This is a genomic window from Allochromatium warmingii, from assembly GCF_900107145.1.
In the GTDB taxonomy this organism is placed as follows: Bacteria; Pseudomonadota; Gammaproteobacteria; order Chromatiales; family Chromatiaceae; genus Thermochromatium; species Thermochromatium warmingii.
Genome location: NZ_FNOW01000005.1, coordinates 1 through 24,776, shown reverse-complemented (window position 1 = coordinate 24,776; position 24,776 = coordinate 1). Strand labels below are relative to the sequence as shown.

General features: G+C 53.8%; 14 protein-coding genes, 1 tRNA gene and 1 rRNA gene. 7 read left to right on the top strand and 9 right to left on the bottom strand.

Translation table 11 applies throughout. The annotated features are described in order from the left end of the window. Positions 1 to 208 precede the first annotated feature (208 nt). The 4 genes from pomA to BLW10_RS02380 all read left to right on the top strand — a co-directional run bounded on the left by pomA (position 209) and on the right by BLW10_RS02380 (position 4,683). The gene (gene pomA, locus BLW10_RS02395) at positions 209 to 970 is read left to right on the top strand and encodes a flagellar motor protein PomA (RefSeq protein ID WP_091332091.1); all 762 of its coding nucleotides are present in this window, start codon (positions 209 to 211) and stop codon (positions 968 to 970) included. Positions 971 to 1,005: 35 nt separating this feature from the next. Continuing rightward, positions 1,006 to 1,875 carry a flagellar motor protein MotB gene (locus tag BLW10_RS02390; RefSeq protein WP_091332089.1) on the top strand — a complete coding sequence of 290 codons (870 nt, stop codon included), beginning with the start codon at positions 1,006 to 1,008 and terminating at the stop codon, positions 1,873 to 1,875. Further along, positions 1,872 to 2,540, top strand: a complete 669-nt coding sequence (locus BLW10_RS02385) for a PilZ domain-containing protein (protein WP_091332087.1) — start codon at positions 1,872 to 1,874, stop codon at positions 2,538 to 2,540. The genes BLW10_RS02390 and BLW10_RS02385 overlap by 4 nt, the downstream gene beginning before the upstream one ends. A gap of 208 nt (positions 2,541 to 2,748) precedes the next feature. Continuing rightward, positions 2,749 to 4,683: an AAA family ATPase gene (locus BLW10_RS02380; protein WP_091332085.1), complete on the top strand. Its 1,935-nt coding sequence runs from the start codon at positions 2,749 to 2,751 to the stop codon at positions 4,681 to 4,683. Between the two features lie 33 nt (positions 4,684 to 4,716). Here the strand turns inward: BLW10_RS02380 and BLW10_RS02375 are convergent, their stop codons facing one another. From BLW10_RS02375 to BLW10_RS02350, 6 genes are read right to left on the bottom strand one after another with little or no spacing between them, the layout of a single operon-like run. Beyond that, the gene (locus tag BLW10_RS02375; RefSeq protein WP_091332083.1) at positions 4,717 to 5,220 is read right to left on the bottom strand and encodes a hypothetical protein; all 504 of its coding nucleotides are present in this window, start codon (positions 5,218 to 5,220) and stop codon (positions 4,717 to 4,719) included. A 41-nt stretch (positions 5,221 to 5,261) separates the two neighbouring features. Further along, the gene (locus tag BLW10_RS02370) at positions 5,262 to 5,894 is read right to left on the bottom strand and encodes a nucleotide-binding protein (RefSeq protein WP_091332081.1); all 633 of its coding nucleotides are present in this window, start codon (positions 5,892 to 5,894) and stop codon (positions 5,262 to 5,264) included. 12 nt (positions 5,895 to 5,906) lie between these two features. After that, the gene (locus tag BLW10_RS02365; protein WP_091332079.1) at positions 5,907 to 6,680 is read right to left on the bottom strand and encodes a hypothetical protein; all 774 of its coding nucleotides are present in this window, start codon (positions 6,678 to 6,680) and stop codon (positions 5,907 to 5,909) included. A 57-nt stretch (positions 6,681 to 6,737) separates the two neighbouring features. Further along, positions 6,738 to 7,055 (bottom strand): hypothetical protein, encoded by a 318-nt coding sequence (locus BLW10_RS02360; RefSeq protein ID WP_177168964.1) that lies wholly within the window; start codon positions 7,053 to 7,055, stop codon positions 6,738 to 6,740. 28 nt (positions 7,056 to 7,083) lie between these two features. Continuing rightward, positions 7,084 to 10,794: an efflux RND transporter permease subunit gene (locus BLW10_RS02355; RefSeq protein WP_091332075.1), complete on the bottom strand. Its 3,711-nt coding sequence runs from the start codon at positions 10,792 to 10,794 to the stop codon at positions 7,084 to 7,086. Positions 10,795 to 10,850: 56 nt separating this feature from the next. Continuing rightward, positions 10,851 to 11,954 (bottom strand): efflux RND transporter periplasmic adaptor subunit, encoded by a 1,104-nt coding sequence (locus BLW10_RS02350; protein WP_091332221.1) that lies wholly within the window; start codon positions 11,952 to 11,954, stop codon positions 10,851 to 10,853. A 257-nt stretch (positions 11,955 to 12,211) separates the two neighbouring features. On the opposite strand from BLW10_RS02350, the gene BLW10_RS02345 reads away from it, so the two are divergent. Further along, positions 12,212 to 15,694, top strand: a complete 3,483-nt coding sequence (locus BLW10_RS02345) for an STY4851/ECs_5259 family protein (RefSeq protein ID WP_143116991.1) — start codon at positions 12,212 to 12,214, stop codon at positions 15,692 to 15,694. Position 15,695: 1 nt separating this feature from the next. Further along, complete coding sequence (locus tag BLW10_RS02340; RefSeq protein WP_091332071.1) at positions 15,696 to 21,911, top strand: DEAD/DEAH box helicase; 6,216 nt, start codon at positions 15,696 to 15,698, stop codon at positions 21,909 to 21,911. Positions 21,912 to 22,086: 175 nt separating this feature from the next. Here the strand turns inward: BLW10_RS02340 and BLW10_RS02335 are convergent. Beyond that, positions 22,087 to 22,163 (bottom strand) — tRNA-Met (locus BLW10_RS02335). Positions 22,164 to 22,280: 117 nt separating this feature from the next. Here BLW10_RS02335 and BLW10_RS02330 point away from each other — a divergent pair. Continuing rightward, positions 22,281 to 23,726, top strand: coding sequence for a cryptochrome/photolyase family protein (locus tag BLW10_RS02330; protein WP_091332069.1), 1,446 nt, complete (start codon positions 22,281 to 22,283; stop codon positions 23,724 to 23,726). On the opposite strand, the gene BLW10_RS02325 is transcribed toward BLW10_RS02330, so the two are convergent. Then, positions 23,719 to 24,462, bottom strand: coding sequence for a tRNA threonylcarbamoyladenosine dehydratase (locus tag BLW10_RS02325; RefSeq protein ID WP_342707497.1), 744 nt, complete (start codon positions 24,460 to 24,462; stop codon positions 23,719 to 23,721). The genes BLW10_RS02330 and BLW10_RS02325 overlap by 8 nt on opposite strands. A gap of 69 nt (positions 24,463 to 24,531) precedes the next feature. After that, positions 24,532 to 24,647 (bottom strand): 5S ribosomal RNA (rrf, locus tag BLW10_RS02320). Positions 24,648 to 24,776 lie beyond the last annotated feature (129 nt).

Sequence of the window (24,776 nt, the reverse complement as noted above, 5' to 3'; positions counted from 1 at the left end):
AGTGATGAGCGCGTCAGTTTAGCCAGTCAGCCGCTAGACCTGACTGGTTGAATCACTGAAAATGCGCCCAGTGATGCGATGCGACAACTGAGTGCGCGACAGTCGGTTCGTGTCGTTATTGTGAGTGCGCGGCGGTTTGTCACAACAGCCGCCCGCAGCGCGTCTTGAACTAGCTTTGAATCAGTTTTGAATCAGCGAGGGTAATACTGTGGATTTGGCGACCCTGTTGGGATTGATCGGTGCCGTCGGCGTGATGATCGGTGCCGTCGTGTTAGGCGGCGATCCGGTGATTTTCATCGATGTGCCATCAATCGTGATCGTGTTTGTTGGCACCGCGTTTGTCGTGCTATTTCGTACCACACTGAGCCAATTTATCGGCAGTTTCAAGGTGGTGCTGGGCGCATTTTTGCACAAAGCAACTCCGCCACTGACACTCATCGAAGAGGCGGTCACTCTAGCCAATGTCGCCCGCCGCGAAGGGTTGCTGGCGCTGGAAGGCAAAGAAATCTCGCATCCCTTTTTGCAAACCGGTATTACGCTGTGTATCGACGGTCACGCGCCCGATGTTGTCCAAAAAGTCTTGAGTAAAGACATCAATCTCGCTATTCAGCGTCAGGAAGCTGGTTATAGTGTCTTTAAGGCCACAGGCGAGGTCGCTCCAGCAATGGGCATGATCGGTACGCTGATCGGTCTGGTGCAAATGTTGGCGAATATGGACGATCCAAAAGCCATTGGGCCAGCAATGGCCGTTGCCTTGCTCACCACGCTTTATGGTGCGGTGTTAGCCAATGCGGTGGCGATTCCAATTGCCGAAAAGCTGAAATTACGCGCTAATGAAGAAAAGCTTGCTAAAACGCTGATTCTTGAATCCATTTCCGGTATTCAAGAAGGACTCAATCCGCGTGTTCTGGAACAATTGTTGATGACGTATTTACCCGAACATCAGCGTACTTCAGGCGATAAGGGTTAGCGTAAAAATCGCTTCAATTCGATGAGGATTGTATCATGACCGAAGAATGCGAATGCCCCGAACCACCACCATCGGGCGCACCAGAATGGATGGCGACTTTCGCCGATCTCATGTCATTGATGATGTGTTTTTTCGTGCTGTTGTTGGCATTTTCGGAAATGGATGTGGAAAGATACAAACAGCTTTCTGGTTCGTTTAAAGAAGCCTTTGGTGTCCAACGTGAGGTGCCCGCCGAGCAAATTCCAATGGGCACCAGCATTATTATGCAGGAATTTTCACCAGCTCAACCCCAGCCAACGGTGATTAACGATGTGCGCCAGCAGACAACGGATGAAATCAAAAATCAGCTTGATGTGATTGATCCAGCGGTGCAGGATGCGCAAGAAAAAGCCGAAGAGTTACAAGAGGAACTGAAAAAAGAACTCGCCGATGGGTTGATTGAAATTAATACCGTTGACGATCAGGTTATCATCAGTATTCGTGAAAAAGGTTCCTTTCCTTCGGCGACGGCGCGGATTGATGCCGCATTTCGCGGTGTGTTAATGAAAATTGCCGCTGGTTTAAATCAGGTCGAGGGCCGCATTTTGATTGCCGGTCATACGGATGATGTGCCGATTGAAACCGCTGAATTTCCGTCAAATTGGGTGTTGTCTGCCGCTCGCGCTGCCGCTGTCGCTCATACTATGACCCGCGTTGGTGGGATTGCTTCGCCGCGTGTGGAAATTCGCGCTTATGCCGATAATCGCCCGATGGTGTCGAATGAAACCCCCGAGGGACGGGCGGCAAATCGGCGCGTGGAAATTATTGTGTTGGGCGAGCGCAGTTCTAAAACGCTGTTGGAAAATCTTACCGAAGAACCCACCGCGCCTGTGCCCGTCGTGACGCCAGGAGCGTTGATGCGATGAGCGCCGATGACTCGAAGCTGTGCCAAGCCGATGCGATTGAGCCGGAATCAGATCGCCGCCGCTATTTTCGTATCGCGGATCAGATCGGTTTGGCGCTTACGCCGCTGACCGCCGCTGAAGCTGAACAGTTGCTCGAACGCTTGGAAGCGCCCAGTTCTCGCGCCGGGCTGTTGAATGATTTGCAGGCGATTCGTGAGCGGCATTTACCCGAGCGGCGGGCGTTGGAATATAAGTTCCCGACGGTGGCAGCTTATATTAAGGTTATTGAGCATCAAATCGATACGCTGGCTCAGGCGGTCGGTGAGGCGGAGGATTTTCCGGGTGTGGCGGATACGCCAGCGTGTTTGAGTGCTCAGGGTGTGAGTGTGCAGTGGCCAACCGCATTTGCGGTGAAGAGCGTGGTCGATTTGCGTTTGACGTTGTTTCCAGATCGGGTGTTGGTGCGGTCGCTGGCGCGGGTGGTGCGGTGCGATCCGTTTGAGGACGGCAGTTATCGGTTGGCGCTCGATTTTGCGCATGTGCGTGAAGCCGATCGTGAGGCGATTATTCGGCATGTTTATCGGTTGCAGCGTCTTCAGTTGCAAGCGCAGGCGGAGGAGGAGTTTGAATCGCGTTTTTCGCCGCTGAAAGCGCGGAATTACGCAGAAAAAAAACCTTCGGTTTGAGGTGGAGTTTAGGTGCGCGTTGTGATTGTGGTGCTGTCTGTTTTACCGCACTCCAGAATAATCATAATCGGGCATTACCTGCATTAAGCCGCCGGCTCCGGCGGGCAATATGAAATGTAGATTGCAGTCGGATTCAGTACGTTCGATTGACAGCATCACAGCACACGTACTATCACCTGACTCTGGATGCGGTTTAGGAACCTGAACGATGTATGAATCTTTTTTTGGCTTCCGCGACAAGCCGTTCTCGCTCCTGCCTGATCCTAGTCTCTTTTATCCGAGCCAAATTCATCGCGAAGCCCTGACGCTGCTTGAATATGGTCTCTATAATCAAGCCGGTTTTACTGTGATTACTGGCGAGATCGGATCGGGTAAAACTACGCTGATGCGTTATTTGCTCGAACGCCTTGAACGCGATATGACGGTTGGGCTAATTTCGCATACGCATCAGTCGCTTGGGCAGATTTTAGATTGGATCTGTGCTGCATTTGAAATCGATGCACCTCGCGATAATCGTTTAGCGCAACATCGCGCCTTTGTTGATTTTTTGCTGAATGAATACAGCAAAGGCCGCAAAACACTGCTGATTGTCGATGAAGCGCAAAATCTCGACCGCGATATGCTCGAAGAAATTCGACTGTTGTCGAATATCAATTCTGAGCATGATATGTTGCTGCAATTATGGCTGCTCGGTCAGCCGGAATTGCGTGAGCAATTACGTCAGCCCGGATTAGAGCAATTTATTCAGCGCATCTCGGCGTCGTATCATCTCGGGCGTTTGAGTCAAGAAGACAGTTGCCGCTATATTCGACATCGCCTGAAAGCCGCAGGCGGTCGCCCTGATATTTTTACTCCAGATGCCTGTCATGCGATCTTTCATTACAGCAAAGGCATTCCGCGTCTGATCAATTTAATTTGTGACACGGCGCTGGTTTTTGCGTATGGCGCGGGTGATCGTTTTATTGACGGCCGTGCTATTGATGTCTTTGTCCGTTCCGATGGTTCGCATTTGTTATTTGCGATTGATGGCGAAGAAATCGAACCCTTAGCCGAATACCAGCCCATCTTAGCCGATGAACTCGATGCGACGCTTAAACCGACAGCGCCGCCCGAAGAACCGTTGCCGAAATCAGAGCGAGAATCAGCGCCGCCGCCCATCAGTGATCTGCATCCGTCCCCATTGAAGGCCAGCCCACCACCAGTTGTCGAGCCGCACACGCTCACGGATCCAGAGCCGGAAGCCGATGCGGAAACGATTTCAGCGCATTTACATACGGCTTCGTCGCCGTTGGGTATGAGTGGCCCGGTAACACGCGGCGATTATGCGCCGAACTGGAGCCGCAGCACGCCTGGGTTTGAGCGCCAGCGTACCCTGAACACGCGGCGACGGCGGCAACCGCGTTGGCGTTGGGAAACGACTGCCATCACACTCGGCGTGGTGGTGAGTGTGGGCGCGGTCGCTTGGTACAGCCTGCCCGCTGGTTTTGCGCCGCTGACGCTGCTGGGATTGGCTGACCCCGCGCCCAATGCGGATGCGCTGCCGTCGCCTGCCGCTCCTGATCCGCTGCCGGAAACTGTCCCCTTTGATGTGTTGATTCGGCTCGCGCAAGAGCCGAGCGGTAACGATAGCGCCGCGCCACTGCCCGTGCATGACACTGAATCGGAGCCGCCCGCCGCGCCTGATTCGGTCGAAACGACTCCCGAATATGCGGCGCTGAATCGGTTGGCGACGCGCTTGGCGCAACACGGCATTCCATTTGAATCCCGCGCTAACAATCAATTACGCGCTGATTTATCGCGTTTAATTCAATTCCGCGATGGTCGAACTGCATTAGATGAATCAGCGCGGGTGTTATTAGCGCAATTTGCCGCGCTGGTTAAAGACGATAAACAGATTCGCCTGCATGTTGTCACCCACACGGATAGTCAAGGCTCTAGTGCCAGTAATCAATTGCTTTCACAGCGCCGTGCGGCAGATATTGCAGCGGTTTTGCGGCGTGAAGGCATTGATGAGACGCGCATCACCCATGAAGGCAAGGGATTATCAGAACCGAAGTTTTCGCCCGAAGATGAGCAGCGTTTGGGCGCGTGGATCAATCGCCGGATTGAAATTGATTTGATTGATACGGGCGCAGCGGAATAACTGTGGCGCATTGAGTGGGTCACGCACCTTTTATCACCACGGTAAAAACCCATTCATAAACTGCATTGGCCGACTGATGCTTTGATTCATTACCGCCATATCCTGTCCCATCGCTGCTGTTGAATGCGTCATAATGCGCATCGAACGATCCATATCTTGAATGCTGGCTAAAAGCGGTTGTAGTATTTCGACATCGTGCGCCATGGATTCAACACTGGTTGACATGGTGCGCACATCGCGACTCATGAGCGCGACATGATCGGACATGGATTGCATATTGCTCGCCATAACGGTCATATTCGTATCGACGCTAATCGCAAGATAATGCACATCTTTTGCCAGACTAAAGACCAAATAAAAGCCATAGGCGGCCAAAATAATAAATGCAAATAGCGAGGGATAAACAATCAATTCCCACCGCTTGGCGCTGGTCTCGAAGGCTTGTGATAACCGATCAATCGCATAAACATTGACCAGCGTATCCTCAGCCTGAGGCGGTAATTCTTGGCTGTTCGTTGCGGTTTCGTGATCGTGCATGGTGATTTTCAGCCTGACTTATTCAATTCAGTTAGCAAACATCAACTCACGAGACGCGGATAGAGCGCCGCCGTCAGACTGATGAATTCCCGTGCGCCTTTGCCGCGTGGCTCTAGCTCAAAAACGGCCAGCCCTTCACTAAATGAGCGGCGAAATACGGTGCGCTGTGATAAGCGCGGCTTAATAAAGCGCAGCCCAGCGAGTGCGACCAGTGCGGCGGCGGTTTCATGGGTTTCTTGTACGCCGTGATGGGTGTCGCCGCGATTGATAAAGCCGATAATCTCCGGTGGTGTTGGTCGCTCAACGGCAGCGATCATGCGCATAAAGCGTTGCGTTGACCAAATATCGGCCTGTGAGGGTGGCACCGGAATCACGATCCGATCACAGAGCGCCAACGCTCGCCGCACGCTCTCCATATCTGCCGTGCCGACATCAATCAGGGCTTCATCGGCGGCACGTAGGCGTTCCGCTGTCAGAGCTTCGGGGCCAAACACGGTGAGTTGTGGGCTAAACCCTTCCTCGTGACGCACCTCGATGACATCGGTCAGGGTGGCTTGCGGGTCAGCATCTACCAGCATGATGCTGGCCTCAGCCATGACTAGCCACACCGCCAGATTGAAGGTCAGCGTACTTTTGCCCGATCCACCCTTCAGACTTCCGATGATCGTAATCATGGCCGCAAAACGTCAACGCTGTGGCGCAGGCGATTCCAGTTTGTGATAGCCCGCCGGAACGCTAAATAGCGCATCCGCCTGTGGCCCGATCTGAATGTTGGTCAACTCGCGGACGAAACCGTTCGGAAATTCTTCACGCACCGCCAACTTTAATTGTGGGTCGTACCACTGCAATGCGTGTTCGGGTTGCGCATTCGGCAGGCTAGTTGTCATCTGCCACTTTTCAACCGTGCGTCCGGCGACTGTTTCGTTACCAAGCAGGCGCAGTTCCATCGCTTGACCATCGGGCATCTGATATTTGAGCGGCAAGCCGCGCTCGACATCGAGCCATTGAGCGCCAGTGAGCGTCTGGCCGTCGCGGGTCAGGGTCATTTCCCATTTGATCGCTTGCCGTCCGGCAACGGTTTCTTCACCGACGCGCTGACAAGTTAGCTCAGCAATACCCTGACACGGATTGGTTTCTGCCGAAGGCGTCGGCTGCTGGCCAGAATTGGCATTGGGCAGCGGCACTGCGCGTTCGAGATAGGCTTGCTGCTCGGGCAGCAGCATCCATTCTAGTTGGCGGGTTTGATCGTGAATGCGCACGCGGTTTTGTCCCTGATGGGCCAGCTCAACCCGCATCCGATTCGCACCAACATAGAGCTTGCCGGTCGTCGTCTGACCATCCGCGCCGCGACTGATGGTATCAGCCGAGAACTGAACGCCGGCAAGCTCGGCTTGAGCGCTGCTGGCCAGCAGCAGCCCGCCCAAAAGCGCAGCGATGGTTGATGTGTGCAGCTTCAACATAACGAACACTCCTCGCATCATCTTCTGGTTGTTTTGAACAGATCGCACTGATTGCGCTCAGTTGCGCTCGGCATCGGTCGGACGCCAGCGCGTCGTCGGCCCGACCCGCTCACGTTCTGTCGGCGTCAGCGGTCGAAATCGCAAGCCCGCCGCGTCACCAGCGGGCGCATCGAAGCCGCTTGCCGAAGGCGGATCGCCACGAAAGCGATAGCGCGGCTCCGTGTCACGTTCCGGCAATGACGCATTCAAGGGGCTTTCCGCATCAAAGCGCGGCAGCGGCCGGCGCTCATAACCGTGCGCATAATCCGGCGCGGTCAGATCAGCAGTCGGCTGGGCCAGCGCCACACTCGGCAGCGCCAGTACCGCGTTCAACATCAGCCACGCCATTCCACTGCATTTGCGCTTATTCACCGTCCGACGGCGGCTCCGCTTTAAGACGAATCCCGCGCCGCGTGCTTTTACGCGCTGTGGTCGAGCGTTGCGCCGCGCCCGCCGCCGAATCCTCGGCATCAGTGGCACTCGCATCAACGGCCCGCTGGGTTTTAGTTTTAGCCGCTGACGCCGAGCGTTTTTGCAGTCCTTTGAGCGCCTCACCTAATAGCAGGAAAATGCCGCGAATCAAATAAAAACCCAGCACCACCGCATTGACTAAGCCCGCCCACAGCCGCCCAATCACACCGCGTTTTTTAGGAGATTTCGCTGTGTCAGCATGTGCCGTGCCCTCAAATTCCATGAGACACGGAATATCTACCCCTGCGGGTAATGACGCCGCAGCGACCTTGCACATATCCTGTTTTGCTGCAACACAACCGAGCGGAATCACGATTAACGTCAGCAGCGTTGAAACCAAAACACCAGATAACAGCGAAATCGCCATACCCTGAAAAATCGGATCGGTGATAATCACGCTTGATCCAGCAACCAATGCCAACGCTGTAATCAAAATCGGGCGCGTGCGGATTTTGCAAGCGCGAATCATCGCTTCGGCAACTGGCACGCCTTTTTGAATCTCGTGAATGGCAAAATCCACCAGCAAAATCGAATTGCGCACAATAATGCCGGCCAGCGCAATCCAGCCGATCATTGAGGTTGCGGTAAATTCACCACCAAGACCCAGCGCAAACATCACCGCATGAGCTGGAATAATGCCCAGCAGGGTCAGCGGAATCGGGGCCATAATCACTAGCGGAATGCGGAAATTCCCAAATTCCCAGACCACCAGAATATAAATCAGCACCAGCGCCACCATGAAGGCCGCGCCCATATCGCGGAAGGTTTCATAGGTCACTGTCCATTCACCGCCCCATTCCCACGCCAAACGGCTATCATCCGGCGGCGGGCCAAGCCAATAAAAGGCATCACCAAAGCCCGCCATACCCGCCGGGCGACTGCCATCCGGTGCGGTGTAATTGGTCTCGGCCATGAAATCCTGAATTTGGAACATGGCATAGACTGGCGCGGCGAGCAATCCACCGACATCAGCGACAACATATTCAACCGGACGTAAATCCTTGTGATAAATCAGATCATCTTCCGGCGCACGCTGAAAAGCTCCCAATTCACTCAGCGGCACGGTATAGCCGAATGTCGATTGAATTGGCAGATCGCCGAGACGCTGAATTTGTGAGCGTTCGGCTAAAGGCACCTGAAGCTGAATTTGAATCGGCTCATGTCCGCTTTGGCGTCCAGCTTGTGGCTTAATATCGCCTAATGTTGTTCCACCCAGCGCCATAGATAAATTGCGATTGATGGTCTCAACCGAAATCCCGCGCCGAATCGCTTTTTCGGTATCAACTTCAAAGCGCCAATAATCAAAAGGATCGCGCAGATAATTATCAACATCGCGGGTGCTTGCAGCCTGCGCAAATACACCCGTCAAATCACGGGCAAATGTGCGCCGTAATTCTGGTGAGGGGCCGTAAATCTCGGCAACCACCGATTGCAACACTGGCGGCCCGGGCGGCATTTCAACAACGGCAATGTGAGCGCCGCTATCGGCGGTTAAGCGTTCGAGCATCTCGCGGGCTTGCACGGCAATCTCATGACTACTGCGCTCGCGGTCATTTTTATGCGTGAGCTGAATTTGTAATTCGGCCTGCCAGGGTTCTGAACGCAGATAATAATGCCGCACCATGCCATTAAAATCGAATGGCCGCGCCGTTCCGGCATACAACTGCACCGCTGTCACTTCATCAATGGTGCGAATCGATTCAGCCATGCGTTGCGCAAGATTAGCCGTGACCGGCAGCGCCGTACCCTCGGGTAAATCAATGACAACCGAAAATTCGGGCTTATTATCGAGTGGCAGCATTTTGACTGCCACCCAATGAAAATAGAAAAACGAACAGGTAAAGAGAAAAGTACCCCAAAGCGCCAAACGGAATAGCGTGCGCTTGCTGGAATTTTCCATCAAAGGCGTTAGCACTTTTCTAAAAAAGCGTTCGAGTCGTTCTGAGCCTTTATGCTCGCGTTTTTCTGCCGCCGCTAAATAGCTCATCGACGGGCGCAGCCATTTAGAAATAGCTAAATAGGGCGTAAAGACAAAGGCGGCAAAGAGCGAAATAAACATCGCCACTGAGCCAAGTTTTGGAATCGGAGCCATATACGGCCCCATCATGCCGCTGACAAAGCCCATCGGCAGCAGCGCAGCAATGACGGTGAAGGTGGCTAAAATCGTCGGATTCCCGACTTCGCGCACCGCATCAATCGCAGTATCATCATCGGTGCGACCCTGTTCGAGCCAACGCCGATAAATATTTTCAACCACGACAATCGCATCATCGACCAAAATGCCAATCGAAAAAATCAGCGCGAATAAACTCACGCGATCAATCGTCATGTCCCATACCCAAGCGGTGAACACGGTCATAAATAATACAACCGGAATCACCAGCATCACGACCACGGCTGGGCGTAAAGCGCGGAAGGCGACGAGTACCAGAATAAAGACAAAGAAGGTGGCGACGACCAGCTTAAAAATCAGCTCATTGACTTTGTCATTCGCCGTTTCACCATAATTGCGGGTAATACTAACTGCGACATTCGCCGGAATACGCGAGCCTTTGAGTTCTTCGACCTTATCAATAATGGCATTAGCGACCGTCACACCATTGGTCAATTCTTTTTTCGCAATCGCCAGCGTGACTGCCGGACGACCATCGGCACGTTCCTGAATTTCTGCCGCTGGCCCGGTGTAATAACTGACTAATTGCGAGGCATCCGCTTCGGGGCCAAGCTGCACATCGGCAATATCGTGCATATACACCGGCAAATCATTATAGGTGCCGACGACCAGCCGTTTAATATCTTCGATGCTGGTTAAAAACGCGCCAGTTGTAACCGAAAACCGCGCCCCGCCGCTCTCAACCCCGCCAGCAATCGCCTCAGCGTTGGCGCTTTTGAGCGTCTGCGCGACCTGATCGAGACTGAGGCGATACCCCGAAAGGCGCTCCGGCCAGACATTGACCGTAACCTGTTCGCGCCGTCCGCCGACGATAAACGCATTGCCAGTATTTTTAACCTGCTTGAGCGCCTGGAGCACGTCCTGTGCCAGCAGCCGCAACTGCGCATCATCGACATCGGCCCCGCCATCGCCGTCGAGATCTTTTGACCACAGTGTCAAGGTGACAATCGGCACATCGTCGATGCCCTTGCTCCGCACCAACGGCGGCTGCACGCCGGGCGGAATCTTGTCCATATTCGAGGCAAGCTTGTCGTTGACCTTGACCAGCGACGGCCCCATCGCCTGACCGACATCAAATTCGACCGTGACCAGACCCTGCCCGCGTTGCGCGGCAGAATAGGCATGCTTAATCCCCGGAATTTCGCTCATCAGGCGCTCAAGCGGCTGAATGGCGAGATTGGCCACCTGTTGCGCTGATGCCCCCGGATACTGCACCAGAATGTCGATCATGGGCACCGAGATCTGCGGATCTTCCTGACGCGGTGTCAGGATCAATCCCAGCAGGCCCATCATCAGCATCGCGGCATAAAACAGCGGCGAGAGCGGCGAGCGGATAAAAAACCGCGCCGTGCGACCGGCGATGCCGGGGGCTTCAACGTGTGGCGGTGGCGCGTGTTTTGCGCTCAACGGTGAGTCAAGGTCTTGGTTCATATCTATTCAATATCCGATCCAAAAGCGCCCGAGATAGATGGAGTTTTAGACCTGCTTCAACGATCCGGCAAAGCGCCTGCGCCCTTTGCCCAACCGGCGCTCACCTGCGGCCCAGGATTGGCCAACACGCGCTCACCGGCCCGCAAGCCACTGAGCACGGTGACAAAACCGCCGCTGAGTTCCTCGCCGACACGAATCAGGCGCAACTGTGATTCGCCCGCTGCGTTGACAACATAAACGCCGGGCAGACTGCCGTTATAGCGCACGGCGGTGAGCGGAATCACCGGATTGGCGTGTGCGGGGGCGCTGGGATCGGGAATCAACACTTTGGCGTACATCCCCGCCTCAGAAATCCCCTGCGGCACATCAAACTTGATGGTCACGGTATGGCGTTGCGGATCGGCCATCGGGAAAATCTGCGCCACCCGCACCGGCACGCGCTGATTGTTCGGGTCGATTTCGGCCTGAACCATTTGACCTTCGTGCAGACTCGGACGCAGACGCGCCGGAACATCGACCTCGACTTGCAGATATTCGATGTCAGCGAAATTAAGCAGCGGCTGCCCCGGCTGCACTGTATCGCCGACCTCGACATGCTTTTTGATAATCACGCCGGCAAAGGGCGCAATGCTCCGCGCATCGCGGATTTTGGCGTCGAGCGCCTGCAACTCCGCTTGCAAACGCAGCATGGCGCTTTGAGCTTCCTGAATCTGAATACCCGAGGCGAAGATGTCCGCTGACCGCTCAGTGCTCTGATTGCGCTCGCCGACAAAGCTTTCCATCGGGCGCGTAAACATCTGATCGAACAGATTGGGCAGTCCCATACCGCCGGGCGCGGTGCGTGATTGCGGCGAGTGCAATTCGCGGTTGTACTGCACGCCCGCGTTGCGCAGTTGGGCATCGGCGGCAGTCAGTTGCGCTAACAGGGCGTGACGCTTGGCGATGAGTTCTTCATCACCAATCGCCACCAGCAGTTTATCCGGCGTAAAGGTATCGCCCTCGCGCCCGGCGATGAACGTCACCCGCCCCGGAAGCTGGGCAGCAAGCGTGACCGCTTTATACGGAATAACGGTGCCGCCAAGCGAGACCGTCGGCGTGCCCTGCGCCTGTTGGACAACAAAGGTTTCGCCGCTTTCGGCCACAGTCTGTAGCGGCAACAAGGCGGCAAACGTCGCTAAAAGCGTGATACGGAGATGATTTGAACGCTGACTTCCCATCGGATCGCACACCAATCGTTTTGTGATTGTAAGTTGGGGGTCGCCCGAGGGGCGATGAAGGGGTTGGAACAACGACGCAGTATGCCTGTAGGGTGACGGGACATTCAACCCAAACGCCATGCGACAGTTGGGCGATAGCATCGTCAAGGTATCAATACTTAATCAGCTACGCAGAATAGTTTGCGCCAACGACAAGCCATGTGCTGTCAATTACACGTTGCATCAGCACTCAATTTTATTCAAACTTGGACGCTGTAGATTCAAATGGGAGCGATGGAATCATGCTCAACTGGCTCAAACAATTCTTGTTTTTTGCGATGCCTCACCAAGCATCACGCACTCCAGATAGTCGCCCACTCTACGCTTATAAGATCAGCGAAAACAGTTACGTTGAACTCAAAGAGTTAATTCGCCAGCAGCTTCTGAACGAATCCCGTATTAACGCAAGCGTAGGTTTTGATCGATTATTCTGTCTTTATGCGGCAGAAACCTTCCGGCGCGAACACACCGACGGAACTTGGAGCTATAAAACCGTCTTTGATCCGCTTGGCTTAGAGCCACCAGTTGTTACCAAAATTCACGATTGGATCGAAACCGGTTTGCAGTGGTGGAAACGCACGTTATTGCATTCGGCAAACGGTCATCGACAATTTTTAGTCACCATTGTTGTTGAAGGTGGGCTGCCACTGCGATTGCTCGAACGCGAAAATGCTAATTTAACGCGCTTTTTCCGAAATATTTTAGAAAATCTTTATCACAGCCATCAGCGTGATATAAATCATGCGATTTATCTTGCAAAGAATCAGGCAATGCGTCTTCTGCCGCGCAGTTTACAGCATGAGCCGGTGTTTCATCTTGCAGGGCATCTGATTACTAAAATCGTCGAGTTGCAACCGATAGTCGGTAAGGCAACAAATCCGCTGACAGTGCTCGATCAACATCAACCAAGATGGCGACAAGATTTGCCATTGCGTATTGAGGATCAAGTTGCCGAAGCATTGTTAATTGGGTTGGTACAGCGTTCGCAAACGCTTGCGATTGAAACCGCTGCTAAACTGCATTGGCGTGGATGTTTGCATCCTTCCGGTAAAAACTGGTTGGTGGAAAAACGTCTTGAGTTACCCGCTTCACTGACGATGCAGGAGATTGCGCACTGGGTTGGTATTCAAGACGCAAATCGCCCACGATGGCGTATTGTGCTGCAAGGCGCTGATTTGGTTGAATCAGTGGCGCAATTGACGCTCGTGCAGGGCGCAAATGAATCTGCGCGTTATCGACGTGAATGGTTGAAAACTCAAGGCGTTTTACTAAAAGGCGCAGCAGTCGAAGCATCATATCAACTTATTTTACATGACGGTCAAAAGGAATATCCGGTACAGGTTAAACATACCGATGCCTGGGGGCATTCGCCTTGGATTTTCGTCGAGCAATCGAGTTCCGGTGAGCTTGAATGGCTGGCTGAAGGATCGGTGCGCACTAAAGCGCATCAAGTCTGGGTTGTAGCGGAATTAGATATCAATCCAAAAGTTATTTCTGGTGAATGTGAATATTTGGGAGAAGCTGAATCTGTTGATCGATTGGTTTATCGTATTGCCGGACATGTTGAGTTGATAACTCAAGATCATGAACGCTATCGTATTCTGTGTCAGGCTACTGAAGAATCCGCAGAGACCTTTATTGTTTTAGGTGATGTTCTGACTGACATTCAGTCACCGCATCCAATTTATCGCGGCTTTCCGCATTTATATGCCGTGCATGAAGATGGTCGCCGATGCACCACCGCTTATAAAACTGAGTGGCGATTTGTCGGTGAGCGATTTGCATGGAAGTCAACTTGCTGGAAGGCGTGTGGACACATTTGGTTGCGATTTGTAGAGGATGATGGTGTTGAGCGTTATAGAAAACAGATCAATGTTGTTGCGCAAGATTTTAAAATAAATCTTGAAATGAGTCATTCCTCTGCTTCAGGTTGCGTGTATTTAACCGGCATTCATGGAGCGCGGGTGTTGTTAAAAAATAAAGATTTAAAAATCAATATTTTATATTCGGATGATCAAAGCGTCCGAATTGAATGCCCCACTCTGCTCAACATTTTACCGACGCTGGATCTTTTGCTGTATTGGCCAGAATCCAAACCAGTTCCATTGACTGTTCCGTATCCGCAACGCGGCGTATCATTTCAATTAGCTGGAAACACGTTAGCGCGTGATGATTTAGCGCCGGTTGATCGCTTAGGCGGAATGCAAATTTTTATACAAGATCCAACGAGTCAGCGGTTTTATTTAGAAGCCGAACTCATTACAAATCGCGTCTCTGCGCGTTCGAGTTGGTCTGCGCTTGATACGTTGCGCACGTTAGTTGAGCAGAAATATGGTTTCCAAGAGGCGTTGCCATCATTAGTTAATAAACGACTTGATATTTGGTTATTTTGTTGGCAAGAACGGATTGAGTCTTTGTTAGCAAGTAGCGATGATTTGGAAGATCAAGTGCGATTATCCGTTGTCACGCGAACGGGTGAACGCTTGGCTTCAATTCGCATCGCACGCTTTGATGTGATATTGCAACCAGATAAAAAGCAAAATTGTGTTTTGATTCCAGAACGTTCGCTATTGCATCTTGGCGCAGATTGGGAATCGCGTATTACGCTGAAAATGTTGCGACTGTGGGAACCCAAGTTGCCCGCGATTGTATTGCAATCAGATCCGCATCAAGCAGCCTGCTGGTTGATTCCAGATGATCTTGAAACCGGACCGTGGTGGATTATTGGCTATGATCGTGATTGGGTGCGATTCAGACCATTATTATGGTCGGTGATGACGGATGCTGAATGTTCACAACAGTTGGAATCTGCGTCTAGTTTATCGCGCATTATTTGCGAGGCGAATGCAGAAAAACGTCTGCATGAATTAGATTGTTTGCTTGTTGCGCTTGGAGAGGATGCAAATCATCCAGATTGGCCGTTGTTATTTAGCTATTTAGATTTGATCCGCGATATTCCACCAAGCGCACTGGATATTGTTCGTCAATTAGTTAAGCATCCACGCACATTGGCGCAAGCATTGCTGCGGGCGGATGATTCGATGTTTGAAACGGTCTGGTCATTGGCTTTATCGCTACCGTTTTTGTGGGAATTGATCGCTGTCAATGATTGGTTATATGCCGCTCAGATTTATTTTGGCGGTTTGAATGACGCACTTGCACAGGTTGACGGTGGGCCAGAGATTGTTTTTGATCAATTTGTAAGATTCCGTGAGCGAATGAGTGTGCGGCGGCCATTGTATTGGAAATCATTGTCAGATTGGTTACAGGAACGCTTATTTGACAATCGCCCCCTTCCGCGCAACAGCGAATTGCAATTGATGCGTTATGGCGGGAATGCGCACTTGCACATTTTAATCAATGATGAGCGTAATCAGTTGTTATTGCGGCATGAAGCGAATGAAATTTGGCCGCAGAGTCAGCTTATTAAAAATAGTCTGAACACGCAACATGATTGGACAGAAAAAGATGCGGTGCTTTTTGCACCGGCTATCGCTGCACAGGTTAGTTATTCTAGTGACCGTGTGACATTTCACTTGCCCCATCAGCTTCGTTTGCTTCGGTTATTTGATCAAGATTGGTTTGATGTCGCATACGCTGTTGCATTAACGATGCACCTTGCTGAAATAAAATCGGAGTCTTGATATGGAACAGCATGATCGTTTTTATGCGGCACTGACCGAACAATTGAGTCGCCGCGCCACACGCGCTGTATTAGGTTTGTGTGGTTTTCGTAATCGTGCATTGCGTGAATATTTACGCGCTTTGCTCGATCAAGCGCCTGGATTACCTGGGGCATTTTTAGCCGATCCGGTGTTTGAGGCGAGCTTCGGTTGGGAGCAAGCGGAGGCGTCGCTCGGCGATTTAAGCGGCTCGCTTCTGCATCCGCAGCTTGTGCAGGCGTTGAGCACGCCACAACGACACGGCCTGTTAGATGATTATAGTTTTCCGGTTACGCAACATCCGTATCGACATCAGCTAGAGGCGTGGCGCACGCTGATTAAAGCGGGACGCTCAATTTTGGTTTCTAGTGGCACCGGCTCTGGCAAAACTGAGTGTTTTTTAATTCCGATTTTGAACGATCTGGCTATTGAATTAGCGCACCGTCAGGGCGTACCTTTGACCGGTGTTCGCGCTCTGTTTCTTTATCCGCTTAATGCGTTGATTAAGAGTCAAAAAGATCGGCTTATCGCATGGTCGGAGCCATTTAAGGGCGGCGTGCGTTTCTGTCTTTATAACGGCGATACACCGGATCAGGGCAAAAGCAACTGGCATTGCGAGGTCGCGGATCGACGCACATTACGCTCGGATGCGCCGCCGCTGTTAATTACCAATGCGACCATGCTCGAATATCTGCTGGTTCGCAATGAAGATCGCCCAATTCTGAATCAATCACAGGGAACCTTGCGCTGGATCGTAATTGACGAAGCGCATACCTATGTCGGTTCGCAGGCGGCGGAATTGACCTTGTTGCTCCGGCGCGTGTTGCACGCTTTTGGCTGTCGGGCGAGTGAGGTGCGATTGATTGCGACATCGGCCACGCTGGGCGATGCCAGCGAAGAATCGCGGCGTCAGCTTGCGGAATTTTTGGCTGATGTGGCGGGTGTCAGCGCCGATCAGGTGCGGGTTATTGAAGGTCAGCGGGCCACGCCCGACTTGCCCGAATGTTTCAGCGCACTGAATCAACCCTGTTCCGATCAAGAGACGGTGCGCCGACTGGATCCGGTTGCGCGTTTTGCCGCTTTAGCCAGCGATCCGCGCCTGCGGCAGCTACGCGCACAACTGGTGAACCATCCTCGGCTGTTGAGTGCGCTGGCGCAGACGCTGCTCGGATGTGATGACCTCGCAGCGCGACGTGAAACATTGGGTTGGCTGGATTTGGCAACGCAAGCACACCCGGCTAAACATCCCACTGAAGCGTTTTTGCCGCTGCGTGGACATCTGTTTCATCGCACGCTGAATGGCTTATGGGCCTGTCCCAATGCGCAGTGTCCGGGGCGCGAAGCGACTGAGCTGGCTGCACCGGATTGGCCATTTGGCGCGGTGTTTTTGGAACGACGCGAACAGTGTCCACATTGCCAAACGCCCGTATTCGATTTGGTGCAATGCCGCGAATGTGGTGCGGAATATCTGTTGGCTCAGGAGACCTATCACGACGGCGCGGACTGGTTAGAGCGTCATCAATTTAATGTTGTCGAGGATGAGTTTCAGCAGGCGCTTGAACCCTTGAGCAGCGATGATGAGGATGACAAGGATTCATCGCCGGACACAGCATTGACAGCCAATCCGCGCTTACTGACGACGGCGGACGCGGCGATGGTACGCGACTGGCGATTGGCGGCAGACGGGCGGCTGGATCCAGCAGGACACAACGGCGTGCGGGTGCATCTGCGCCTCCCTGAGGATCGGGGATTGCAGTGTCCGGTGTGCCACGCGCACGAGCGCGATCAACACCTGTTCGCGCCGATGCGGATTGGCGCACCGTTTTTGCTGAGTACGGCGATTCCGACGCTGCTCGAAGCCATGCCGCCGCTCAACAAAAACACTGAGGCCCGCCCGCTCGACGGACGCCGCTTGATTACGTTTACCGATAGTCGGCAGGGAACGGCGCGTATTGCAGCGAAACTTCAGCAAGACAGTGAGCGCGATTATGTGCGCAGTCTGCTCTATCACCATTTAGCGGCCAGTGTTCCGACAGTTGATCCGTCCGATATACAGGCTGTAAAAACCACGATTCAAGCATTAGAGCGAGTAGCGAGCAATCCGATATTAGAAGCGGTGTTAGAGGAAAAACGGCAAGAACTCGCTAAACTCCAAACCTCCGCTCAAGGTCGCCTGACATGGCTAGAGGCCGAAAATAAATTGCTCGGTTCTGAGGATTTCAAGCGGTGGTTAATGCCAGAGCTGAAAACCTTGACCTTTGGACTGTTGGCGAGTGATCGCCAACTGGTGCAACTGTGTTTATTGCGTGAATTTTTTCTCCGCCCAAAACGACAGTTTTCATTAGAAGGGCTAGGATTAGTGCAGCTTGTTTATCCGGTACTTGAAAATGCCCCGCTGCCGGCGGTGATGAAGCGGTACGGCATCAGCCGCGATGAATGGCGTGATTTATTGCATATAGCGATAAATCATGTTGTTCGCACTGGTCATCCTTCGGTTGCGGCACTCGATTCCGTTATTCGCTGGTTTGGTTATAAAAGTCGTCCTAGTTTACTGATACCGCCCAATCAATTGAAAAACCGCAAAACACAGCGCACTTGGCCATCCATTACATGGCCCTGGGCAAAACGGAATTTATTGATACGTTTCCTTGAATATCTATTCAAATTAAATCAGGATGACGCCTATCAGGGCGCACAACTTGAAGAAATCCTTAAAGCCATTTGGGATGGAATCCGCCCAGTTTTGACGCAAACCGAATATGGATTTCATCTGGAACTCGACAAACATGCCGTGCTGGCTCAGGTCAATACGGCGTGGTTGTGTCCGGTGACACGCCGCTTGCTGCCGATTACGGTGCGCGGTATTACGCCGTATCTGCCCATCCAGCCCGCGCCTGAGTCGTTGATTCACTGTCAGCGCGTCGAGCTGCCACGTCTCCCGCATCCGTTTTGGCTCAACCGCACTGCTGAGGAAGCAGATGCTTGGTTGGAATCTGACCCGCGTATTGTGGAACTGCGCCAGCTTGGTGCTTGGCCAGATCTCAGTGATCGCCTTGCTCGCCATCGCCGCTATATCAAAGCCGCTGAACACTCAGCGCAGATTCATGGCAATGAGCTGACGCGACGCGAACAGGCGTTTAAAGACGGTCAGATCAATCTGTTGAGCTGTTCCACGACGATGGAAATGGGTGTGGACATCGGCGGTTTGACAGCGGTAGCGATGAACAATGTGCCACCGCATCCGGCTAATTTTCTGCAACGGGCGGGCCGTGCTGGGCGACGCGCTGAATCGGCAGCCTTGAGTTTTACCCTGTGCAAGGCGACGCCTCAGGGTGAAGCGGTGTTTCAAAATCCGCTCTGGCCGTTTGAAACGCGCCTCAGACTACCGCGTGTGGCGTTGCAGAGCGTGCCCATCGTGCAACGCCATCTCAATGCGCTGACGCTGGCGACTTTTTTGCGCGATCAAGTCCCCGATGCGCGTTCTGTCAAGGTTGGTTGGTTTTTTGAAGCGCCCGACGCAACGACCTCGGCTCCTTACAGCCATTTTGCCGAGTGGTGTGAATCGACCGCGCTATCTGCTGCCGGATTACGCACCGGTCTGAACACGTTATGCCGCCGCACACCGCTGGCAGGCCGGTCTGTTGATTCACTCTTGATACAGACCGCGCACGCTATTGAGCAGGTGGGCGAACGCTGGTTGCGCCAGCTTGAGGCGCTGCTCGAACAGCGGCAGATTGTCAAAACGCCAACGGGCGACAGCAAACCTGAACAAGCGATTGACATTCAACTTAAGCGCCTACGCGGTGAATACCTGCTCGGCGAATTGGCCAATCTGGGATTTTTGCCCGGCTATGGTTTTCCGACGCATGTCGTGCCGTTGGTCACGACAACACTGGAAAACCTCAATCGCCTGAGCAAGCACGCAGAACGCGAGGATAACCGCTCGCGGCGTGCCGGTTATCCGAGTCGGCATCTGGCTATCGCTATCCGCGATTACGCGCCGGGCACAGACACCGTACTCGATGGGCGCGTTTATCGCAGTAGCGGCGTGACCCTGAACTGGCAGATACCCGCCGAGGCGCAGGCTGCGCCCGAAATTCAAGATTTGCGCTGGGCATGGCGCTGCAAACACTGCGGCAGTACCGGCACGCGGATCACCGCCCCACCCCGCTGCCCACATTGCGGCACAGCAGGCGCAACCTTGACGCGCCAACGCTTTATTCAGCCCGCCGGATTTGCTGTGGACATCCGTGACACACCGCATAACGATGTCACCACGCCGCAGTTTATTCCGGTGCTCAATCCGGTGGTATCGCTCGACGGTGCCGACTGGATGCCACTGCCGATTCCGGCGCTCGGGCGCTATCGCACCAGTCAGCACGGATCGTTATTTCATCGCAGTAACGGTCTCTATGGCAGTGGATATGCGCTGTGCCTACGCTGTGGACGTGCTGATTCCATGCTGGCAGACGCTCAGCTTCCGCCGGGCTTTGGTCATACCGGCCCGCTAAATCAGTTTCCACATCAGCGCCTGCGCGGTGGGCGCTTACATGACAAAGAACGCTATTGCCCAGGCAATGATGCCGATTGGTCGATTCTCAGCGGCATTCGGCTGGGCATTGTCACCCACACGGAACTGTTTGAATTGCAACTATGCGATGCGGATTTACGCCCCATCGATCAACAGACCGCCTATACTCTCGCTGTCGCACTACGCCGCGCCCTCTGCCAAACACTCGGAATCGAAGAAGCCGAGGTCGGCGCATTAGCCGCCCCGAGTCGCACCGCGAACGGCGAGACCTATTCAATCTATCTCTACGATACCGCCGCCGGTGGCGCGGGCTATGTTAGTCAGGTCGCAACGCAGTTGCCGGATCTGTTGCGCCAAGCCCGTGCTGTCCTCCAGTGTCCACGCGGCTGCAATGCGGCCTGTCAGGGCTGTGTGCTCACGCATGACACCCAGCATCAGGTTGAAGCTCTGAATCGCTATGCGGCATTGCGTCTGCTGTCGGATGCGTTCCTTGATGCGCTGGCGCTACCCGCTGCGCTCTCTGCTTTTGGGCCAGCTAGTCAACTGGAAATGGAACCGCTGATTGTCGCGTTGAATCGTGAAGCCCAGCGCACAGCGATGACGGAATTGCGGGTGTATCTGGGCGGCGACGCATCGGACTGGGAACCGCTGGCTTGGCGTTTACGCACGCATCTGGCGCGTTGCGTTGAGTTGGAGCTGGCGGTGCATCTAATTGCACCGGCAGTCACCCTAAACGCCCTCATGCCAACGCAACGCGACGAACTCGCCGCTTTGATCGCTTACACCGGTGCGGATGTGTGGCGCGTGCCCAATGAACCATGTGTAAGCGTATCTGAACACCCGCTGATCCTTGAGTTAGGTAGCGCAGATCGGCGGGTGCGCTGGGCAGCGCGTGAGACATCGGCGCTGGTGCCGCGTCCGACTTGGGGCGGCGGTGAACCCGGTGGGCCATTTGTGCATATCCATGAATCGCAACCGCTCTCAGCACTCCCGACAACCTGGCAGCGGTTGGAGCCAGCCGATCTACGCGCCCCACTGCCGGGCGTGATCGCGCTGTCAATGACCCGAGAACTCGACGGCCCAGCCATGACCTTTGGTGAGCGGGCGTGGGCGCATCTCACCGCTCAGATCGCGGGGCTGGCGCAACGCCTGAATGCTGCTCAACCACTGCAATCGCTGCATTATGTTGATCGGTATCTGCGTTCCCCGTTTACGCTGTTACTGCTGTCTGCTGTTTTGGACGGATTGCAGCGTTACTCGGGCGGTCTGAGCGTGACAACACAGGTGCAGATTGAAACAGCGACCTTAGAACGCTTGAGCAGCGAATCACCGCGCTGGTTATTTCATGATTGGTGCGATGCCTTAGATCGGCGTCAGGTTGCAGAAGATTGGTTCGGCGCACAGTGGCCGAATTTCACTTGGAATGAAAAACCAACTCGCGAGCTGCCTCATGCGCGGGAGCTAACCTTGACTTGGAACGACGGTCAAACGTGGTCGATGCGCTTGGATCAAGGATTTGGTTATTGGCGCGTTGTCCGTCAGATTGGCCCGGAATTTCCATTTGAGGCCGATGTGACGCGCCAGCTTGCCAAGCTGCGTTCAACAAATCCAGTGATCGAAGCGATGACTGTGGACTATCCGACGTATTGGTATTGTCTGGGCTTGTAACTGTTTGGCGGTTTATTTGCGTTGAAAAGCCGTATTTATCTGGTGGTGGGTAGTGCCCTAGTTGTGCAAAAGGCTTCAAAGATAAATCTGACCGCCTAAAGGCGATGGTTTTAACCTTACTTCGGACAATAAAAAAGGCCTAGAGGTCAGACCTCTAAGCCTTTAATATCAAATATGGTAGCGGGGGCAGGATTTGAACCTACGACCTTCGGGTTATGAGCCCGACGAGCTGCCTGACTGCTCCACCCCGCAACTGAGAGACGCATAATACCGATGTCGGTTGCATAGCGCAAGCCCTAATTTGCACAATCGTTACGCTGACACCATCTGATTAGCATTCGTACCTTAATCCCCTTAGGAAGCAACGCCTTGCACGCAACCGCCCCTGTCATCCTCTGGTTTCGGCGCGATCTGCGCCTAGACGACAACCCTGCACTCAGCGCCGCGTTGAGCAGCGGTGCGCCGATCATTCCGGTTTATATCCATGCACCAGACGAAGAAGCCCCTTGGCAACCAGGCGCGGCAAGCCGCTGGTGGCTGCATTGGAGCCTCGCCGCATTCGATGCCGCACTACGGGCGCGTGGTAATCGGCTCTGGATATTCAACGGGCCGAGTTTGACCGTATTGCAGCAACTCGCACACGAAACCGGAGCACAGGCGATACACTGGAACCGTCTCTACGACCCCGCAACCCGCGAGCGTGACACCCGCATCAAGCAACACCTACGCGCTGACGGGCTAGGCTGCGAGAGCCACAAAGCGCAGGTACTGTTTGAACCCTGGGAGATTCTCAACAGCAGTGGTCAACCTTATCGTGTATTCAGCGCCTTTTGGCGGGCGTGTGTTCGGTCGCTGCAAATCGAATCTCCGCACCCACCGCCTGAGCACATTCCGTCATATACCGGTATCAAATTCAATGCAGCCTGTGCGCTAAAATCCTTGGCATTGCTGCCGTCTAGCAACTGGGATGCCGGATTTCACGCAACTTGGGAGCCAGGCGAAACCGGAGCGATAGCGCGTGCGCACGCCTTCATAGAACACGGATTGGCCGATTATGGCACAGCGCGTGATCGCCCCGATCAGCTCGGCACATCGCGTCTTTCGCCACATTTGCATTTTGGTGAGATCAGTCCGCGCCGGGTGCTGCACATGATTCTCAGCAGTGGCGGCGATCCAACTCAGGGCACAGCCGAACCCTATATACGCGAACTCGGCTGGCGTGAATTTGGCTATCATCTGCTGCATCATTTTCCACAGACCCCAGACGCGCCGCTCGATGAACGATTTCAGGCGTTTCCGTGGGCGACAGAGCGTGCGGAAATGACACGCACAGCATGGCAACGCGGGCAAACTGGCATTCCATTCGTTGACGCTGGGATGCGCGAGCTGTGGCACACCGGCTGGATGCACAATCGTGTGCGAATGGTTGTTGCTTCACTATTGACCAAGAATCTGCTGCTTCCCTGGCAAAGCGGGGCGCGTTGGTTTTGGGATACGTTGGTTGATGCGGATTTAGCCAACAATACGCTCGGCTGGCAGTGGACAGCCGGTTGTGGTGCGGATGCGGCACCCTATTTCCGAATTTTTAATCCGGTTTTGCAGGGACAACGCTTCGATCCAGATGGTGCCTACGTGCGACACTGGTGTCCTGAACTGGCGCGATTGCCGGATAAATACCTCCAACAACCCTGGACCGCACCGCAAAACGTGTTAGCCGCTGCCGGTATTCGCCTCGGCCATGATTATCCACAGCCCATTGTTGATTTAGCGCAGTCACGGACGCAGGCGCTGGCCGCATGGGAGCGCATCAAATAGCCGTTTCACCCAGTATGCGACGCACCACCATGCCGGCTAACATCAAACCGAACATGGCCGGCAAATAGCTCAAAGTACCAATTGCGGGACGGGGGCGCTCTGGATGCGTGGCGTGTGGCAGCGGCGCTGATCGTCGCGCTGGTTCATCTGACCAGACGACCGTCACGCCACGCCCGACCCCAAGCCGTCGCGCCCGTAAACGCACAGAACGTGCTAACGCACACACCTGCGTATCCATCAGATCACCGACTTGAATGCGCGTTGGATCCAGACGCCCACCCGCGCCCATGCTGCTCACAATCGGTATATGTAGTCGATACGCCGTTTCAATCAGCGCGACCTTACTCGCTAAACTATCAATTGCATCAATGACTTGATCAAAACCGACAGCCAGCAACGGATCAATCTGTTCTGCGGTCATAAATTCTGAGATCAGCGTTACACGGCAGTCGGGCGCGATGTCAGCGAGGCGTTCGGCCAGCACCTCAGTTTTGAGTCGGCCTAGTGTTGAATTGAGCGCAATCAGTTGACGATTAAGATTCGTCGGCTCAACACGATCATGGTCAACAAGCGTCAGTGCGCCGACGCCAGCGCGTGCCAGCGCTTCCGCCGCAAACGCCCCAACACCGCCAAGACCAACCACCAGCACATGACTGGTGTGCAAGCGCGTAATACCCGCATCGCCGATTAACAAGCGCGTGCGATCAAACAGCGGTGAATCGAAAGGGATCAGCACAGTAATTAGGGTAACGAAAAAGCCAAAACCCCCGCCATCGATAGATGGCAGGGGTTTTGAGGAAGAGGGCCCTGGCGGTGCCCTAGGTTCGCATGGGGAGGCCCCACACTAGGATCGGCGAAGACCTGTTTCACGTCTGAGTTCGGGACGGGATCAGGTGGTTCCAAGTCTCTATGGCCGCCAAGGAAAGGGTGGGATAACTGATCTGATATAAAAAGCTGATCAGCGATCCGCGAAACGGTGAGAGCGTAAGGTTTTTTGTAACGCACTTGGGTGTTATATGGTCAAGCCGCACGGTCAATTAGTACGGGTAA